We start from the raw sequence: 17,536 nt of genomic DNA, 5'->3' as shown, positions 1-17,536 counted from the left end.
TTTATTTATTATGATCTAAAGTAAATTTGCTGAAATCTGCAAGATCTGCGTGAAACTAAATTCTTTTATTAATCTTTAATAGAATAAAAAAAGCCGTTCTGAAATTTATCAGAACGGCTTTCTCATTTATAATTTATAACTCAAAACTTATAACTTCTCAACGAAGTTTAGTTTACTGTTTTTTCTACTGTATGTAAAGTAAATAAATAATCCGATTAATAACCAGATGGTGAAGTAAATCCAGTTCCAGACGCTTAGTTCTGCCATCATGTAAAGACAGCAAATAAGTCCTAAAAGCGGAATTAAAGAAAGATTTTTTCTGAATGCCCAAACAGCTAAACCAACCAAAACCACTAAGAATATCCACATTGGGATTTTGTGTTTGAATAAACTAAAACCTGTTTCGTATTTTAATGAATCACTGATAGGCAATCCTTTTACAACCTCGGCATATTTTGCGTCGTCGTCCTGATATTGACTTAGTAAATGCTCTAAATCGGCAGTTTCGGCAGTTTTATTATGAACATCGATACTTTCTAAATAATTAAAAACTTTTGCTGATTCGTCTTTATTTAATGATGTAATAATAGTTGTTGCATCATACGTTTGTGCATCATTATTAATGAAAGCCATTGTTGCTTTATTATTGAAAGCAAAAGCATAATACAATCCCGCAATCATTAAAACCGGTAAAATAAATTTTGAATTGATATAAGGCGTTTTGAATTTTCCTCTTGGAATTTCAGGTTTGTTTTGTAAAACTAAAACTCCAGCACAAACCAATACAAAGGCAAATAATGTCCCGATACTACATAAATCTGTTACCATTGTCAGGTTTAGAAACAAAGCCGGAACCGCTACCACAAAACCAGTTACAATCGTAGCGAAAGATGGTGTTTTGAATTTTGGATGTACTCTCGAAAATTTCTTTGGTAATAAACCATCACGGCTCATACTCATCCAGATACGTGGCTGACCCATTTGAAATACCAAAAGAACACTTGCCATTGCTACTACAGCACTTACAGCTATAATACCTGACATCCACTTTAATTTTAATTTATCGAAAACAAATGCTAAAGGATCTCCAACATTTAATTCGTTATAACGTACCATTCCGGTTAAAACCAAGGCAATGGCAATGTATAAAATAGTACAAATAATAATCGCCCACATCATACCTCGTGGTAAATCACGTTGCGGATTTTTACATTCTTCGGCAGTTGTTGAGATGGCGTCGAAACCAATGTAAGCAAAGAAAACGGCCGAAACTCCTTTTAAGACTCCGCTAACTCCATTTGGTGCAAACGGATCCCAATTTGCTGTATCTACGTAAAATACACCCACTGCAATTACTAAAAGTACGATACAAAGTTTTACAATTACCATTAAGTTACTCGCATTACGCGATTCTTTCATACCTCTGTAAACCAAAGCGGTAATTAAAATAATGATAAACAATGCAGGTAAATCGGCTACAAAGTGAAAAGAGCCAATAGTTGGCGCTGTTGTCCAGGCAGTATAGGCTTCTTGTAAACCTCTACCTAAATTATCGTATGATTTTCCGCCTTGCATTAATGCTGTAGCATCTTTAAATCCGTTTGAAGCGGTTAGGTAATCCATCTGGATCCATTGCGGGAGATGAATTCCGCCACTCTGGAGCAGCGTCGTAAAATAATCACTCCATGATATGGCTACAGTTATATTACCCACGGCATATTCCATGATTAAAGCCCAACCAATTATCCAGGCGATTATTTCTCCAAAAGCAACATAGGAGTACGTGTAAGCACTTCCTGAAACCGGAACCATTGAGGCAAATTCGGCGTAAGCAAATGCGGCAAAACTACAGGCTAAAGCAGTAAACAAAAACAAAAAAATCACCGCTGGACCACCGTCTGCACTGGCTTTTCCGATAGTACTAAAAATTCCTGCACCAACAATTGCAGCAATTCCAAATGCAGTTAAATCTTTAGTAGTTAAATGCTTTCCCAATGCATTATGACCGTCTGCTTCGTTTTTTGCAACTTGTTTCAGAATATCTTGTACCGTTTTTTTTCGGAATAAACCTGATAATGCCATATATGGTTTTGCTTTTAAATTAATTTAAATCGGTGTTTGCTGTTTTATTTTGCAAATAATGCAAAAATTATCCTGATTTCAAATATATAAAACCATTTTGTTTTCTCTTTAGTTATTCTCATAAAATTAAATCTAAACAATATAATAATTAAAGATTTTTCTTTATAACATAATTTACCTCAATAGCCTCAAAGTTAAAATATCATTTCCTTACTTCGAAATCAGGACTAATCCTCAATAATATAAATTTTAAACCTTATTTTTGAATATTCTAAATGTATAAAAAATGGCAAATAACGATTCTAAAAAATATAAATTAGGAATGATTGGATTAGGCACAATGGGCCGAAACCTTTTATTGAATATGGCAGACAAAGGTTTTTCTGTTACAGGATATGACAAAGACCAAAAAATGATTGCGAAACTTGAAGATGAAGGTAAAAATCATAATCTGGAAGGTTTTGATAATATCGAAAATTTCATTGACAGTTTGCAAACACCGCGCACGCTAATTTTATTAGTGCCTGCCGGACCAATTGTTGATAGTGTTATTGCTGAATTGAAACCGCTTTTAAGCAAAGGCGATATCATTATTGATAGTGGAAACTCTCATTTTAGCGATACCAACCGAAGAGTAGCAGAATTAGAAAATGATGGATTACATTTCTTTGGGATGGGTATTTCCGGTGGTGAAGAAGGTGCACGATTTGGACCTAGTATGATGCCTGGTGGAGACAAAAACGCCTACAATGTCATGAAAGATATCTTTGAAGCCATTGCTGCAAAAGTAAACAACGATCCGTGTGTAACTTATATTGGTCCTGGTGCATCCGGACATTTTGTAAAGATGGTACATAATGGAATTGAATATGCTATTATGCAGCTTCTTGCCGAAACGTATGGAATTCTTAAAAATGGTTTGGGATATTCGAATCAGGAAATACATAATGTATTTAAGAAATGGAATGAAGGAAGACTTCAATCTTTTTTATTAGAAATTACGACCGATATTTTCCCTGTTAAAGATACCGAAACACCAAACGATCTTCTGGATATGATCAAAGATGAAGCAAGATCAAAAGGTACCGGAAAATGGACTTCAGAGGTTTCAATGGAACTGCAATTGCCTGTCCCTACTATTAATGAAGCGGTTACCAATCGTGATTTATCTAAATACAAAGCGCTGAGAGTTTCGCTGGAAGAGGCTTTTGGTAAAAAAGATTCTAAAATTGACATTTCAATTGATGATCTTGAAAATGCATTCTATTTTTCTATGATTTCTGCTTATGCACAAGGTTTGCATTTGCTTGTACAAGCTTCTAAAGAATACAAGTACGAATTGAAATTAAACGAAATTGCCAAAATTTGGCGTGGAGGATGTATCATTAGAGCCAAATTCTTAGAAGATATTTATCAGGCTTATGATAAAAATAACTCATTAGAACATTTGTTTGGAGATGCAGTCATTCAGGAAATCATCAAATCTACTCTGGCAGGTACCCGCAAAACTGTTGCTGCTTGTGTGAGTTCTGGCATTGGCATTCCTGCTTTTGCTTCGACTCTTACTTATTTTGACACTATTACAAGCGCTCGAATGCCTTCGAACTTAATTCAGGCACAGAGAGATTTCTTTGGAGCTCATACTTTTGAACGCATTGATAAAGAAGGTGTTTTTCATGCCAAATGGAACTAACCAGCATCAATGTTTTAATACACCAATGACAATATAAATATGAAAACTAAAGCCAAGTTAAACCCCACTATTTTTGTAATTTTTGGAGGAACAGGTGATTTAAATAAAAGAAAATTAGCTCCGGCACTTTATAATTTGTTTATCGAAGGCTATATGCCGGATCAATTTGCCATCATTGGCACAGGGAGAACAGAATATACTGATCAAGGCTATAAAGACGCGCTGGAAGATGCTGTTTGCGCATTTTCACGCACCGGAAAAGTCAAAGAAAAATGGGATCGTTTTGGCAATACTTTACATTATTGTGCTACGGATTTTGATCAGCCTCAAACTTTTGAAAATTTAAAATCCTGTATCGAAAAATACCAAAAGGAATATGGAGAAGGTACACAGGTAATTTTTTACTTAGCCGTAGCGCCTAGCTTTTTTCCTGTAATTGCCGAAAGCTTAAAAAAATACAAATTAACTGAAAACGAAGACAATAGCCGAATTATAATCGAAAAGCCTTTTGGCTACGATTTAGAAACGGCAAAAGATTTAAACTCTTTGTTAAGTACCATTTTTACAGAAAAGCAAATCTATCGTATAGATCACTATTTAGGAAAAGAAACGGTGCAGAACATGATGGCTTTCCGTTTTGCAAATGCTATGTTTGAGCCTTTATGGAACAGGCAATATATTGATCATATCCAAATTTCGGTAACAGAGCAATTGGGCGTACAAGATCGCGGTGGCTATTATGAAGGAGCGGGAGCGCTGAGAGACATGATTCAAAATCACCTTTTACAACTGCTTTGTTTAGTTGGAATGGAAGCTCCTATAAGTTTTGATGCGACGGAAATTAGAAATCGTAAAGTAGAAGTCTTAAAAGCTGTTCGTCCGTTTTCTCAGGAGGATATACGTTTTAACACTGTTCGTGGTCAATATAGCAAAGGCTGGGTCGAGGGCCAGGAAGTACTTGGATATCGCCAGGAAAAAAATGTTGACCCGGAATCTAATACAGAAACTTTTGCAGCGGCTAAATTTCATATCGATAACTGGAGATGGCAAGGCGTTCCTTTCTATTTAAGAACAGGAAAGCGATTAAATCAAACTTCGTCTTTAATCACTATTCAATTTAAAGATGTGCCTCATCAGATTTTTTCCGGAAGCGCAACCGAAAACTGGCAGCAAAACCGCTTAATAATCAGCATTCAGCCTGAGATGAGTATTCGTATGCAAGTATTGGCTAAAAGACCTGGTCTTAATATGGTTCTAAATCCGGTAGACATGATTTTTGATTATAAAGGCACTTATAAAAATGACAGTCCGGAAGCTTACGAAACCTTGCTCTTAGATGCTATAATGGGTGATCAAACATTATTTATGCGTGGCGATCAGGTAGAAGCTGCATGGGAATTGGTGATGCCAATCCTGAACTCCTGGGAAAGCAAAAAATCAATTAACTTCCCTAATTATCATGCTGACAGCTGGGGACCTGAAAAAGCAGAAGCATTGATTGCAAGAGATGGTTTTCACTGGTTTAATCTGCCATTAAAGGAAAAAGAATAATACAAACGTAATTGAACGAAGTACAAATGAATTAAAAAAATATTTGTGCTTCGTTATTACTTATTTAGAATAAAAAACATGAACTTACGTATATACAAAACAACCGAAGAATTAACGCTGGATCTAGCTAATTACATTATTGAAATTGCACAAAAAGCAATAGAAAAAAACGATCGTTTTAATTTTGTGCTTACCGGAGGAAATTCACCAAAAGCACTTTATACTTTCCTGGCTACTGAATACCGAAATAAAATCGACTGGAACAAGGTGTTTTTCTTTTTTGGCGACGAACGTAATGTTCCTGCAAACGACGAAAACTATAACGGTTTGATGGCTAAAAAATCTTTTTTTGATATTTTAGAAACGCCAGAAGATCATATTTTTTATGTCAACACTACTTTAGATCCAGAAGCTGCGGCCGCTGATTATAAAAACAGAATTGACAAACATTTTAACAATAATGATATTGTTTTTGATTTGATTCTTTTAGGTATGGGAGATGACGCACACACCGCTTCTATTTTCCCACACACTACTTTGGTTGGTAATACTGAAGCTACTGTAGCATCAGTATTTGTAGAAAAATTAAACACACATCGTATTAGTCTAACAGCTCCGTTAATCAATAAAGCATTAAATGTGGCTTTTTTAGTTTTTGGAGAAAACAAAGCCGAAGCATTAAAACATGTAATTAAAGACGAGCAAAAAGACGTTAATAACTACCCTTCTCAATTGATAAATCCTATTGACGGAAAATTGACTTGGTTTGTTGATGAGGGAGCTTCAAGATTGCTGTAAGACAAGATATTAAATAGATTTTTGCCCGCGGATTTTACAGATTTAACTGTTTTACGCGGGTTTCTTTTTTTTCGCCACGAAGACTCTAAGACACAAGGGTTTTTTGCCACAAATTTCACAAATTAGCACTAATTATTTTTTTTGCCACAGATTAAAATGATTAACACAGATTAAAAATCTAAAATTAAATCTGCCTAATCTGCGTGAAACAAAAAAAATCCGTGCCCATCCGCACTTTCACGAAGTGAATCCGTGTCATCCGCGTGCCATTTTTTTCGCCACGAATTTCACAAATTAACACTAATTTTTTTTTGCCACAGATTAAAATGATTAGCACAGATTAAAAATTTAAATTAAATCTGCCAAAATCTGCGTGAAACAAAAAAATCCGCGCTAATCCGCACTTTCACGAAGTGAATCCGTGTCATCCGCGTGCCAATTCGCTACAATAATAAATCTTATCGCAAACAGCTTCTCAAAATACTCACCGGATGCTGTGCTTCTCTACTCGTTCCGTCAAAAATTTGATGACGACAACTCGTTCCTGCTGCGGCAATTTTTGCATTTTCGGCAGTGGCACGTACTTTTGGAAATAGAGTATCTTCTCCCATTTGCATGCTTACCTGATAATGTTCTTTTTCGTAACCAAAAGATCCCGCCATTCCGCAACAACCCGAATTGTAAATCGTAACCGTATTATTGGTAGGTAAATTCAGCATCGCAAAAGTCGCTTCAACAGAACTCAATGATTTCTGATGACAATGTCCGTGAATTTTGATTTCCTTCTTTTCGTCTGAAAATGAATCCGGTTTTATTTTTCCGTCGATGATTTCTTTTTTAAAGAATTCTTCGATCGTAAAAGCACTTTGCGCTACTTTTTCAGCAGCTTCTTTATCATCTGCCAAACGCAAATATTCGTCTCTAAACGTCAAAATTGCCGATGGCTCGATACCAATTAATGGCGCATTCGCAGAAATTAAATCCTTGAAAATATTTACGTTGATATTCGCAATCTTTTTGGCTTCTTCCAGAAAACCTTTAGACAAATACGTTCTTCCACTTTCTTCGTGATCTACGATTACAACTTCATAACCTAATTTGGTTAATAGTTCAAAAGCATCGATTCCGATATTCACATCATAATAATTCGTGAATTCGTCATTAAATAAATATACTTTTCCGTTCGGGAAATCACTTTGTTGTGATTTATTATTCTCGTACCATTTCTTGAAAGTCCTTTTCGCCAAAAGCGGAACTTGCCTTTCAGGAGCAATTCCCATGCTTTTCTTCACCAGCGATTGATTCGAAATAAAATTCGTAATCGACGGAAACAAACTTCCCATTTTATTCAGTTTTGCGTTGTGTGCAAAAATCTTATTTCGGGTCGAAAATCCGTTTGCTTTTTGGTATTGGTATAAAAACTCCGCTTTTAAAGTTGCAACATCCACATTACTCGGACATTCGCTGGCGCAGGCTTTACAGCTCACACACAACTCAAAAACTTCGTATAATTCTTTCTGATCAAATTTGTTTTCTTTCTCAGAATACGTCAAATATTCACGCAACGCATTGGCTCTTGCACGCGTTGTTTCTTTTTCATTTTTGGTCGCACGATAACTCGGACACATCGCTCCTCCTGCCGAAGGTAATTTTCTACAATCGCCAGATCCGTTGCATTTTTCGGCGGCGCGCAAAATTCCTAAACTATCTGAGAAATCCTGAAAGGTTTTAATATCCGGTTCAACTCTACCCGAAACGACACGATGGTTTTCGTCCATTTTCAAGGCGTTTACAATCTTACCGATATTCAAAACCGAATTCGGGTCAAACGCCAATTTGATTCTTTTCAGCAATTCATAATTCATTTCGCCAATCATAAACGGAATAAACTCTCCGCGCACAATTCCGTCGCCGTGTTCACCACTTAGCGAACCTCTGTATTTCTTTACCAAAATCGCCACATCCGTCGCGATAGTTCTAAATAATTTTAAGTCAGATGTTTTCTTCAAATTCAAAACCGGACGCAAATGCAGTTCTCCCGCTCCGGCATGTGCGTAATAAATCGCGCCTTGTCCGTGACGTAACATCATGGCTGAAAATTCTTCGATATAAGCTGGTAAATCGCTCAATTCAACCGCTGTATCTTCTATAGAATCCGCTGCTTTATCATCACCAACAATACTTCCCAAAAGTCCAAGCCCCGCTTTTCTAAGTTCATTTACTTTCTCGATATCCGCTCCGTAAATTTTTACAAGCGCGTAACCAAAGTTGTTTTTCTCCAAATCAGCCACCAAAGCATTTGCTTGATTTTCGGCATCTTCAGGATCATTCGAAGCCACTTCAAACATCATAATCGCTTTCGGTTCGCCAACCAAAAAGAATCTGTTTTTGATGTGTTCGCGACTTGTTTTCGTACAATCCAAAATCGTATCGTCGATCATTTCTGCTGTATACAAATGATGTTTCATCGCCACTACAACAGATTCCAGCGATTCCTGAATACTATGATAATGCGCCACCACCATAATATTATGCGCTGGCGGTAAATCGTCTACTTTTAAGGTAATTTCGGTCGTAAAAACCAGAGTTCCTTCGCTTCCGCAAAGTAATTTCCCCACATTTATTGTAGGTTCCGTTCCACCAAACAAATCCGATTTTAATAAAATATCAACCGCATAACCCGTATTTCTTCTGTGAATTTCCGGTTTTGGAAACTCCTTTATAATCTCGTCCTGAGTTGCCTTAACCGAAAGTTCGTCGTAAAGACTTTTATATATTTTATTTTCTAAAGTATCTCCTTTGGTTTTTTCGATAAATTCAGCCGAAGTCAATTCATTAAAAACTACCTGCGAACCATCGCTCAAAAGTCCTTTTATTTCTACAATTTTATCACGCGTAACACCATACCGAATTGAGGTTGTTCCGGATGAATTGTTCCCCACCATTCCGCCAATCATACAGCGATTTGTTGTCGAAGTATTTGGTCCAAAAAATACACCATGAGGTTTTAAAAACAAATTCAGTTCATCGCGAATCACGCCGGGCTGCACCGTAACCGTTTTTTTAACCGGATCAAAATTCAGGATTTTAGTAAAGTTTTTCGAAACATCCACCACAATTCCGTCACCAACCGTTTGTCCGGCAAGCGAAGTTCCCGCCGTTCTTGGCGTAATCGAAATATGATGCTGCGCCGCAAACCTAATCAGCTTACTAATATCTTCGATCGTTTTAGGCACGGCAACTGCTTTGGGTCTAATTCTATATACCGAAGCATCTGTAGAATAAAGCGTTTTATGAAGATCATCATATAAAAGTGTGCCTTCGAGCGTGCCGGCTAATTGCTCTAAATCCTTAAGTATTGACATTATTGCTTTCTTTTGAATTACAAAAATAGTTATTTTTTAAGGTTCAAAGGTGCATAGTGACAAAGGTTCAAAGCTTTTCTTTTTCGAAAGTTGAGATTTGGAATTTAAAATATATATTTGAGTTATAAACCCATAAATCTATGAAACCGGACAGAATTTACTTTTTAGCAAATCCGTACCCAAATGGATACTCTCAAAAGCATCAAATTTCTTTAAAACCCATTTCAAAGATTTTGAAGAATAGTATTCTATTTTTTCTTTTATTATTTATAAGTTGTAAAGAATCTGAAAGAGAAAAAATAACTAACACAAATGCTGATAGCAGTATTACAAAAAAAACTATTTCAAACAAATGGTACGGAACTTATTCATTCGCACTAAATGAAGACAGTGAAGATTGGAGAGATGCACATTACCTATCTATAGTAATTAATAAAGATTCTGTACTATATTCAGCTGAAGGGTATCAATTGTATCACTCTTATAAGCTTTCTGCAATTGAAAATAACAATACTTTAAAATTAACTTTTGAGAAAAGCTATAATAATACTGATAGTTGGGCTTTAGAAAAAACTAAAGATTTTGGTGTTTTAACTCTAAAAAACAGTACTTATATCTGGAAAAGTCCATTTATTGATACTTGTTTTAACGATGCAAAAACAAAAAAATATATTTTGAAGAAAACTTAAAATGAGTTAGCACATAAAAAATCTCCTATCCTTTTTGCAGAATAAAACTAAAAAATTAAAATTAATAATTGTCATCCTGAGCGAAGTCGAAGGCTTTAAAAACAAAACTCAAAACATTACCGAAAACACAAATTTGGAAATTTAATTTAAATTAGGAGCTATTTCCTGCACCCGAGCCTGAAAGTGCGAACTGGCGAAGCAATCCGTTCCAATCTTTTGTGGTGAACCCCACCACAAAAGGATTTCCTCTTCTATCAGGGCTAGGGTAATCGGTTTCATGAGAAGATTTGATAAAAATTTAGAGAACAAAACTCCCATAACCTTGTCATCCTGAAAGAGGAAGGATCACACTCGAAACTCCGCAAAGTAATTCTTAACCAGAAGAAACTATCTTGAAAATTAACTGAATTTATCTTTTCTCAAAATAACGTTTTATATTTACTTGTAGATATGATTTAGTATCTTTCTAGTTCGCTTATAAAGAACAAAAAAACATATTAATTTTCTTACTTTTTGTCGTTTTTTTTGATACATTTACGATTCTTAAACTACGACCTTAAGAACTAAATAGCTTTGCCCTTGTATCATGTGGATGGGAATCGGAAACGACCTGTAAGCGCTGTCGTAGGCGTTAGAGCCGCTAAAATACAAGGGTTTTATTTACTCTTAAACTACGATATTATGAGTACAAACACCCTTTCAAAAGAAGCCGAAATCCGGCTAAGGACTTTTTTCAACCACACCATTGAGCCAGAACAAATGGCAAAAGCACTAAGGCAGGTAAATTTTATCCTCGCTTTAGGAATTATGCGCGAAGACAAAACCCTTCAACAAGAAATCATCAAATTAGAAAACAGCTTTTATTGGCTCAACGAATTAGCCGAGATTCTGAATCCTTATTTGGATGTGGAGTAGAATTTTAAAATAGTATAACACAGAAAAACTAAAATCCCGGTTTTCTGTGTTATATTTTCATATGATAGCATACGGCTAGCGCGAGCGTCCCGCTCGTGAACACAAAGTATATCAAGCATTAGCAAAAAAAGTAAATGAGTAGAAAATATAAATTTGGCGAAAAAACTGGAGCTTATTTTATAAGTTTTGCTACAGTTTACTGGATAGATGTATTTACGAGAGAAGATTATTTTGGAAACATTGTTGAGTCTTTAGATTACTGCAGAAAAAATAAAGGAATGGAAATTTATGGATATTGCATAATGCCCAGCCACATTCATTTAATTTTTAGATCTGAAAATGGAGATCCTTCAGGATTAATCAGGGATTTCAAAGGATTTACGTCAAAAAAAATGCTTAAAACAATTGAAGAAAATCCGCAAGAAAGCAGAAAAGAATGGATGTTATGGATGTTTGAGAGAGCTGGAAAGAAAAACAGTAATGTAAAATTCAGACAGTTTTGGCAGCAAAATAATCAACCTATAGAGATTTGGTCATTAAAAGTTTTTGAGCAAAAATTAAATTACATTCATAATAACCCTCTTGAAACAGGCTTTGTTACTAATCCGGTAGATTGGAAATACAGTTCTGCCAGAAATTACGGAAACAATGATCAAACTGTTTTAGAAATTGACCTTAATTGATTTATCTGGGCGGGCACGAGCGGGACGCTCGCGCTAGCAAGAGAAAAAACCAGTACATATACGCATTGTCTCTTTTTATATTTATTGTTAAACTTGTTTTGAAATAAATTATCATTAATTATGGTTTACCGTAAAAATAATTATTTATGAATGTTGACTTTTGTTTTTATTTTAACCTTAACAAGTTCAATTTCAAAAGTTAAAAAATAAGATAATCCTATTTAAAATATAAAAAAATGAATATTTTTTTCGATTCAAATGCCAAATATGAAATTAAAATTTTTCAAATTGATAAAACATTTTATGAATTTCGCACCTTTATATCAACCATAGAAATAATTCAACACATCGTTGATACACACAGAAATAAAATAGGAGATATTGCATCATTAGGAATTCCGGTTCCAATAAAATCAATCGATACGGTAACTTATTATACTTATGTTTATAATGAAGATGAAAAAGAATCTCACTGGGCTTCATTTTTACCTACTGGGATAACAGCTAATGAGACTTTCACAGTACAACAATTATCTTTAGCTCTTTTTGCAGAAGTTGATAATCAAATATTTGCTTTTGTTGGCGGAAGTGGTATTCAAGTAATTTCAAGATATCTTAATTATCGATATGGTTTAGAATTTTATGAATATCTAGCTGATCTACAGGAAGACGTAATAAACTTTATAACAACTAGAGGCATCTCAGGAAAACTAAGCCAGCAAAGCGAAACCTTTAGAGATGGGCAAAAGCTTGCAGACAGTCTAAATTTCACAAATATTCCTAGCAAAATCAATTTAATTCTACGTGAAGATCTTATCAATTCTGTATTTGATTTTATTCCTTTTACATCTGATAAAATTTATCTTGAAATTTCCTCCTATTTCTGTATCAAAGCTAGGGTCAATTTCGAAGAAATACACAATATCTTTAAGATTATGTCCGAAGTCTTATTAACTGGAATTACTACTTCATTAACTTCATTTGTTCTCGTTAAAGATAGAAATATTATTGATTATGATTATAGACTTGAATTATATTACCGTATTAGGCTCGATATGTTTGATCGTCTTACTCCATCAAGTTCTGCCAGATCTTCAAAACTTGACATAGACTTTGTTCATCCATCAAAACTACAAGAATTTTATGAGTGCGATAGATTTGAGATATTTGCAAGAGGAACAAAATTACCATTTTATACAGGAAACGATAGAACTAAACTCTATATAGAAGGTTTAAAATTTCTTTATAATGATTTTAATCCATTAACTTTTAATTATATCCTTTCCGGTATTAGAGTATACGGTTTTAAAGGAACTGCTCAAAAAACACATGCCATGTTTACTCAACATATTACTTGCGAGTTAAGTGTGAATGCACAACCAATATTTTTAATTGATGGTAATTACTATAAAGTTAAAAACGATTTTATAAACTCCATCAATACTAGATGTCAAGATATGATTAATAAAAATTATTTAAGAGATAACATTTTGACTCTTGCTTGGCAAAATGGTATTACTGAAGGCAACTACAATATGAATTATTTTGGCATTAATGGTTTTAGAGTTTTTGACAAAGTAATTAGTCAAAATATTGAATTGTGTGATCTACTTTATGAAGATCAAGATTCTATGTATTTTATACATGTTAAAAATGGCTTCGACGGAAAATTAAGAGATCTTTCAAATCAAATTGTTCTGTCTTCTACAAGATTTTCTAATGATAAAAATTCAGGAACATATGAATTTTTAGATGGTATAATCAATAGTTACAACTCTCAAACTATTAATACTGGAAATTTAATTGTAAGAAACAATTTCATTCATTCAATACAAAATAAAGAAATATTTTTTGTAATGGCATTTAAGTCAACTTTATCTATAACTACTGACATACGAACCAATGTAAGTGCCCTAAGATCAAACATCGCTAAATACGCAGTAATCCAATGCGTTAGAGATATGAATACAAATATGTATCCATTAAAAATCTTTGATCTTGCATCAATTGTTTAGTAACATAATCTAAAAACAACTTAAATTTAATTCCTTTTGCATCTTCGACAAAACCAAATTGAGGAAAAATAATATTCTTCATCACCTATCTATCTTGTTCGCGAGCGAGATGCACGTAACAGAATAAGAACAACTATACTAGTGTATATTCATTTGATAATTTTAATAAAATAGTTTCAATAAAAATGGTAAAATCATTAACATTGGAAAGTTCGGTAATTTTATCTTCAACAATATACTGAACAAATGGAATCATAACGTAGCCTATATCATGACTTTCTCTTTCATAAACAAAACTATATTGTTCTCCACTATTAACCTTAAAAATTTTGAGATCAACCTTTAATATTGCTAGCTCTTCAAACCTATTTTCAAACTCTCTTGCCAAATAAATTGTTGCATTAATATATTGGACATGCTTAAAAGCATCTGGAATTTCAAAAACAATACTTGCCATAATTAGATTTTTAAAAGTTAAGAGAAACTATACTTTTTTTCAAAAATATCAATTTAGAAAGAAAAAACATCTAATAATCTCGAACAAATCAAAATTTATCAAACGGCTTTAAATATTATTTTTAGAAAGACTTCATTACTTCCCCAAAAAATCCTCCTATTCTAAATCTACTTTACAAACAATATCCCACATAAACTGAACAATCAAAACTTTTCGGCACCACATTTGCTTGCATTTTTTCTTTATATAATATAAAATACTGAAACCCAAATAGAGAAAATCACGCTTAAATTTTCGTTTATAAACTGAATCTCTATTTTTTCGGTACAGCATCTATGATAAAAAACATAAGCTATTATATGAAAACCAAATAAATACCGTTCAAATTATAATTTATTAATTATTTATTATAGTCCGCTAAAAAAACTATTTTTGGTTTCTGTTAAAAAAGATTGAAATGCATAAAAATCAGCAAGTACTTTTCTCTATCCTATTTTTATTTTTCTTTGGATTAATTTCTAATGCACAAGAAAAAATAATTTACCCTAAAAACGAATTTAGAGGTGTATGGATCGCAACGGTTGTTAACATCGACTGGCCCAAAACAGCCATTGACGGAGTCGAAAAAGAAAAAGCTGATTATCTTGAAATTTTAGATGCGTACAAAAAACTAAATTACAACGCCGTAATCGTTCAGATTAGAAGTGTTGGAGACTCTTTCTATCCATCAGAATTTGCGCCCTGGTCGCGTTTTTTAACCGGTAAAGAAGGCGTAGCGCCAAACCCATATTACGATACACTGGCGTGGATGATTGGGGAAGCGCATAAAAGAGGCTTTGAATTTCATGCCTGGCTGAATCCGTATCGTGCTACTTTCGATTTAAATAAAAATCTTTTAAGCCCTAATCACGACATTTTTAAACATCCGGAATGGATGATCGAATATGCTGGAAAAATATATTACGACCCAGCATTACCTGAAGTTCAGGAACATTTAACCAAGGTTGTAAAAGAGGTTGTCGACAAATACGATATCGACGCCATTCATTTTGATGATTATTTTTATCCGTATACCGTTCCCGGAAAAGTATTTAACGACAACGCTTCGTACAGAAAATATGGCGCAGGCTTAACACTTGCAGATTGGCGTCGTGCGAATGTGAGCAGTTTTGTACACACCATTTCGACTACTATAAAAGCCAGCAAACCTTGGGTACAATTCGGAATTAGTCCGTTTGGGGTTTGGCGTAATAAATCTATGGATCCAAAAGGTTCTGAAACGCAATCAACATCTAATTATGACGATTTATATGCCGATCCTGTTTTATGGATGGATCAAAAATGGATCGATTATATCCTGCCTCAACTCTATTGGAGTATGAATAACCCAAGAGCTTCTTACTCAAAATTGGTAAAATGGTGGTCAGAAAACTCTAATAATACCGCTCTTTATATTGGTCACGCTTCGTATAAAATTAGAGGCGATAGCGACAAAAGCTGGAACTTTGTAAACGAAATTCCAACCCAGATTGATTTTGCTAGAAGTTTCAAAAAAGTAGGCGGAAGCGCTTATTTCAGCTCTAAATGGTTCATGAACAAAAATGCTGATATTGTTCGCATTTTAGAAGAAAATCAATATAAATATCCTGCGCTTCCTGCTGCAGTTCCTAACTTAAAACACATTGTTATTGATATTCCGGTAGTAAACGAATATCAAAAAGACAGTGTACATTATGCTTTTAATATTAAAGCGCCGCTGAATACAAAAGTACGTTACATGGTGATTTATGGTGGTGAAAGTACTTCGAAAATAGACATTAACGATCCTAGCAAAATAATCGACAAAATTTTGGTTTATGAAAACGAAGGCACAATTCAGTTTTCTATCCCCGCCGAAAAAATGAATCAATATAAAGCTTGCGCTGTAACATTTATTGATTATTTTGCGAACGAAAGTACCCCAACTGCGATCGACTTAAAAAAGACATTTAAACTTTATTCACCTGCTCAGCCTAATGAAAATAGATAATAAACCCTGGTTTTGGATTCCGCTTCTTAATTTTGCATCTGGTTTACCGTATGCTGTAATCATCTCAGTTTCTGTCATTATGTACAAAAATCTGGGCATTACTAACGAAGATATTGGCGTCTACACCAGTTTATTATACTTACCATGGGTGATAAAACCATTATGGAGTCCGTTTATCGAATTACACGGAACCAAGAGAAAATGGTTTTTATCGATGCAATTATTGATTTCAATTGCCTTTTTACTCGTAGGATTTACAATTCCCGCAAGTGGCTTTTTTATCATGACTTTAGCCATTTTCTGGGTTGCAGCTTTTGCTTCGGCCTCTAATGATATTGCCAGCGATGGTTTTTATTTATTGGTTTTACCTGAAGACAAACAATCTTTCTTCCTGGGCATTAGAAGTACTTTTTACAGACTTTCATTACTTGCCGGAAACGGATTGATTGTACTTTTTGCAGGTTACCTAGAACACAAATATGGCGATAATACCAAAGCGTGGTCTTACACAATGATTGCGGTAGGTTTATTAATGACTTTTATAACAGTTTATAATTTCATCTTTACACCAAAAAATGAAATTAATGCTGTAGCAAATAATAAAGAAGCGCATCAGAATCAAAACTTCGCTACCGTATTTATTAGTTTCTTCAAGAAAAAAAGAATCGGATTAATTTTAGCTTTTATCCTTGTTTTCAGATTAGGAGAATCTCAGTTGCTTAAAATGTTGAGTCCGTTTTTACTGGACGGAAAAGAATTAGGCGGAATGGGATTAGACACTGAAGCCGTTGGAATAATCTACGGAACTTTTGGCGTTGGAGCTTTGACTCTGGGCGGAATTTTAGGCGGAATCGCGATTTCAAGACAAGGTCTTACCAAATGGATGCTTCCGATGTTTCTGGCAATGCATTTACCTATTATTGGTTTTATTTTACTGGCCTTTTTTCATCCCACATCCATTTATTACATTTATGCCGTAGTAATTTTAGAACAATTTGGTTACGGTTTTGGTTTTACTGCTTTTATGATGTATTTAATTCATGTCGCCGAAGGAGAATCAAAAACATCTCATTACGCAATTGCAACTGGTTTTATGGCATTAGGTATGATGCTTCCGGGAATGTTAAGTGGTTATATTCAGAAATATTTAGGCTATGATAACTTCTTTATTTGGGTTCTTATTGCTACAATACCGGGTTTAATACTTTCCCGATTTTTAGAGTTCCCAAAAGATTTTGGTAAAAAAACAGCATAACAGC

12 protein-coding genes are annotated in these 17,536 nt (G+C 34.3%); 9 read left to right on the top strand and 3 right to left on the bottom strand.

The features are described 5' to 3' along the window. Positions 1-147: 147 nt before the first annotated feature. On the bottom strand, positions 148-2,082 hold the full coding sequence (locus L0669_RS10840) for an amino acid permease (protein WP_263763403.1): 1,935 nt from the start codon (positions 2,080-2,082) through the stop codon (positions 148-150). Between the two features lie 286 nt (positions 2,083-2,368). On the opposite strand from L0669_RS10840, the gene gndA reads away from it, so the two are divergent. From gndA to pgl, 3 genes are all read left to right on the top strand, one after another. After that, positions 2,369-3,775 carry an NADP-dependent phosphogluconate dehydrogenase gene (gndA, locus tag L0669_RS10835; protein ID WP_263763401.1) on the top strand — a complete coding sequence of 469 codons (1,407 nt, stop codon included), beginning with the start codon at positions 2,369-2,371 and terminating at the stop codon, positions 3,773-3,775. Between the two features lie 39 nt (positions 3,776-3,814). After that, the gene (gene zwf / locus L0669_RS10830; RefSeq protein ID WP_173970703.1) at positions 3,815-5,326 is read left to right on the top strand and encodes a glucose-6-phosphate dehydrogenase; all 1,512 of its coding nucleotides are present in this window, start codon (positions 3,815-3,817) and stop codon (positions 5,324-5,326) included. Positions 5,327-5,404: 78 nt separating this feature from the next. Then, positions 5,405-6,124, top strand: coding sequence for a 6-phosphogluconolactonase (pgl, locus tag L0669_RS10825; RefSeq protein WP_263763398.1), 720 nt, complete (start codon positions 5,405-5,407; stop codon positions 6,122-6,124). 458 nt (positions 6,125-6,582) lie between these two features. Here the strand turns inward: pgl and L0669_RS10820 are convergent, their stop codons facing one another. Next, positions 6,583-9,489: an FAD-binding and (Fe-S)-binding domain-containing protein gene (locus L0669_RS10820; RefSeq protein WP_263763396.1), complete on the bottom strand. Its 2,907-nt coding sequence runs from the start codon at positions 9,487-9,489 to the stop codon at positions 6,583-6,585. A 140-nt stretch (positions 9,490-9,629) separates the two neighbouring features. Between L0669_RS10820 and L0669_RS10815 the strand changes: the two genes are divergently transcribed. The 4 genes from L0669_RS10815 to L0669_RS10800 all read left to right on the top strand — a co-directional run bounded on the left by L0669_RS10815 (position 9,630) and on the right by L0669_RS10800 (position 13,791). Then, entirely contained in the window at positions 9,630-10,178 is a 549-nt protein-coding gene (locus L0669_RS10815; RefSeq protein WP_263763394.1) for a hypothetical protein, read from the top strand. Positions 10,179-10,859: 681 nt separating this feature from the next. Beyond that, positions 10,860-11,093 (top strand): hypothetical protein, encoded by a 234-nt coding sequence (locus L0669_RS10810; protein ID WP_263763391.1) that lies wholly within the window; start codon positions 10,860-10,862, stop codon positions 11,091-11,093. 134 nt (positions 11,094-11,227) lie between these two features. Then, complete coding sequence (locus tag L0669_RS10805) at positions 11,228-11,776, top strand: REP-associated tyrosine transposase (RefSeq protein ID WP_263763389.1); 549 nt, start codon at positions 11,228-11,230, stop codon at positions 11,774-11,776. A 236-nt stretch (positions 11,777-12,012) separates the two neighbouring features. After that, positions 12,013-13,791: a DUF6119 family protein gene (locus L0669_RS10800; protein ID WP_263763387.1), complete on the top strand. Its 1,779-nt coding sequence runs from the start codon at positions 12,013-12,015 to the stop codon at positions 13,789-13,791. A gap of 133 nt (positions 13,792-13,924) precedes the next feature. Here L0669_RS10800 and L0669_RS10795 read toward each other — a convergent pair whose 3' ends face one another. Beyond that, positions 13,925-14,248, bottom strand: coding sequence for a hypothetical protein (locus L0669_RS10795; protein ID WP_263763385.1), 324 nt, complete (start codon positions 14,246-14,248; stop codon positions 13,925-13,927). Between the two features lie 457 nt (positions 14,249-14,705). Here L0669_RS10795 and L0669_RS10790 point away from each other — a divergent pair, with 457 nt between their 5' ends. Both L0669_RS10790 and L0669_RS10785 read left to right on the top strand, forming a co-directional pair. After that, positions 14,706-16,277, top strand: coding sequence for a glycoside hydrolase family 10-like protein (locus tag L0669_RS10790; protein ID WP_263763383.1), 1,572 nt, complete (start codon positions 14,706-14,708; stop codon positions 16,275-16,277). Further along, positions 16,264-17,532, top strand: a complete 1,269-nt coding sequence (locus L0669_RS10785; RefSeq protein WP_263763381.1) for an MFS transporter — start codon at positions 16,264-16,266, stop codon at positions 17,530-17,532. Before L0669_RS10790 ends, L0669_RS10785 begins: the two co-directional genes overlap by 14 nt. The last annotated feature ends 4 nt before the right edge of the window (positions 17,533-17,536 follow it).

Origin of the sequence: Flavobacterium bizetiae (genome assembly GCF_024271895.1) — a bacterium.
GTDB classification, from domain to species: Bacteria; Bacteroidota; Bacteroidia; order Flavobacteriales; family Flavobacteriaceae; genus Flavobacterium; species Flavobacterium bizetiae.
The sequence above is the reverse complement of the archived record's forward strand: the minus strand, read 5'-3'. Positions and strand labels throughout refer to the sequence as shown.

Excerpts from the sequence above, each read along its gene's own strand:
- L0669_RS10840 (WP_263763403.1), bottom strand. The coding sequence starts at position 2,082 with ATGGCATTATCAGGTTTATTCCGAAAAAAAACGGTACAAGATATTCTG.
- gndA (WP_263763401.1), top strand. The coding sequence starts at position 2,369 with ATGGCAAATAACGATTCTAAAAAATATAAATTAGGAATGATTGGATTA.
- zwf (WP_173970703.1), top strand. The coding sequence starts at position 3,815 with ATGAAAACTAAAGCCAAGTTAAACCCCACTATTTTTGTAATTTTTGGA.
- pgl (WP_263763398.1), top strand. The coding sequence starts at position 5,405 with ATGAACTTACGTATATACAAAACAACCGAAGAATTAACGCTGGATCTA.
- L0669_RS10820 (WP_263763396.1), bottom strand. The coding sequence starts at position 9,489 with ATGTCAATACTTAAGGATTTAGAGCAATTAGCCGGCACGCTCGAAGGC.
- L0669_RS10815 (WP_263763394.1), top strand. The coding sequence starts at position 9,630 with ATGAAACCGGACAGAATTTACTTTTTAGCAAATCCGTACCCAAATGGA.
- L0669_RS10810 (WP_263763391.1), top strand. The coding sequence starts at position 10,860 with ATGAGTACAAACACCCTTTCAAAAGAAGCCGAAATCCGGCTAAGGACT.
- L0669_RS10805 (WP_263763389.1), top strand. The coding sequence starts at position 11,228 with ATGAGTAGAAAATATAAATTTGGCGAAAAAACTGGAGCTTATTTTATA.
- L0669_RS10800 (WP_263763387.1), top strand. The coding sequence starts at position 12,013 with ATGAATATTTTTTTCGATTCAAATGCCAAATATGAAATTAAAATTTTT.
- L0669_RS10795 (WP_263763385.1), bottom strand. The coding sequence starts at position 14,248 with ATGGCAAGTATTGTTTTTGAAATTCCAGATGCTTTTAAGCATGTCCAA.
- L0669_RS10790 (WP_263763383.1), top strand. The coding sequence starts at position 14,706 with ATGCATAAAAATCAGCAAGTACTTTTCTCTATCCTATTTTTATTTTTC.
- L0669_RS10785 (WP_263763381.1), top strand. The coding sequence starts at position 16,264 with ATGAAAATAGATAATAAACCCTGGTTTTGGATTCCGCTTCTTAATTTT.